Origin of the sequence: Jingyaoa shaoxingensis (assembly GCF_014385005.1) — a bacterium.
Lineage (GTDB): Bacteria > Bacillota > Clostridia > Lachnospirales > Lachnospiraceae > Marvinbryantia > Marvinbryantia shaoxingensis.
In genome coordinates this window covers 1-1,544 of record NZ_JACRSZ010000054.1, presented here as the reverse complement: position 1 = coordinate 1,544, position 1,544 = coordinate 1, and the positions used below count along the sequence as shown (strand labels likewise).

1 protein-coding gene is annotated in these 1,544 nt (G+C 47.9%); it reads right to left on the bottom strand.

What is annotated here, in order from left to right:
• A partial coding sequence (locus H8716_RS17405) for an MBG domain-containing protein (protein WP_283243202.1) occupies positions 1-1,544 on the bottom strand: 1,544 nt, incomplete at both ends.

The window sequence follows — 1,544 nt, the reverse complement described above, 5'->3', positions numbered from 1 at the left end:
CTGGTGACGCTTCCACTGTAGCTGCCTTCTCCCGTAATCGTTACGGTGATGGTCTTTACGTCTACAAAGTTGTCTGTGTCATAGCTTACCTTATAATCGGTTCCTTCTGTCAGCGTATTTCCATCTTTGTCTGTGACAGTCGGTGTCCATTTGTGCTCCTGGGCATCATACTCATGATCTCTCGGATCATCTACGGTTACTCCCCTGTAAGACGGGTCATCCGGCACGATACTCTGGGCTGTAATGGTCAGGGTTCCCGGATTATAGGTTACTGTATAGTTGCCCTGGATTTCTTCTCCGGATGGGGTAATGGCATATGTTCCTTCTTTCTCTCCGGCTTCACGGTCCAGTGTATACGTTACCTTATCTGTTCCGAGAAGTCCACTGTCTGTGGCTGTCAGTTTCGGGTCTGCGTCCCCATATACCTTGCTCTTATTGTCTGCGGTTACGGTTACATCTTTTGGATTTACAGTTAAAGTATACGTAGCTTCTGCTGTCACATAGTTCGGGTTCTCTGCCTTTACCGTTACTTCCTTACTTCCTACATCTTTGATGGTCGGGGCTTCTGCTGTCCAGTCTCCATCTCCTACTTTATAGGAAATCACTGTTCCCTCTGTTACATTTGCGGATGCTGCACTTCCATGCTCATTTCCATCATAAGTTCCTTCGTAAGAGGTTCCTGTTACAGTCAGGGTTCCCTTCCTGGTGATGGTCAGGGTTCCCGGATTATACGTCACGGTATAATTACCCTGGTCTGCTTCTCCGCTTGCTGTGATAACATAGTCTCCTACATTCTCGCCAGGTTCACGGCTCAGTGTATATCCCACCTTATCTGTTCCATACAGTCCGCTTACATCTGCTGTCAGTTCCGGGTCTGCTTCGCCAAACATCTTGTTCTTGTTGTTTGCTGTTACCGTTGCTGATGCAGGCGTAATCTTATAGGCTCTGGTGACACTTCCACTGTAGCTGCCTTTTCCCGTAATCGTTACGTTAATGGTCTTTACGTCTACAAAGTTTTCTGTGTCATAGCTTACCGTGTAGTCGCTTCCTTCTGTCAGCTTATTTCCCTCTTTGTCTGTGACAGTCGGTGTCCATTTGTGCTCCTGGGCATCATATTCATGGTCTCTCGGATCATCTACGGTTACTCCCCTGTAAGACGGGTCTTCCGGCACGATGCTCTGGGCTGTAATGGTCAGCGTTCCCGGATAATAGGTTACTGTGTAGTTGCCCTGTGCTTCTTCTCCGGATGGGGTAATGGCATATGTTCCTTCTTTCTCTCCGGTTTCACGGCCAAGTGTGTACGTTACCTTATCCGTTCCGAGAAGTCCACTGTCTGTGGCTGTCAGTTCAGGGTCTGCATCCCCATATACCTTGCTCTTATCATCTGCAGTTACGGTTGCCGGCTTCGGTGTGATTCTATAAATCCTGGTGACGCTTCCACTGTAGCTGCCTTCTCCCGTAATCGTTACGGTGATGGTCTTTACGTCTACAAAGTTGTCTGTGTCATAGCTTACCTTATAATCGGTTCCTTCTGTCAGCGTATT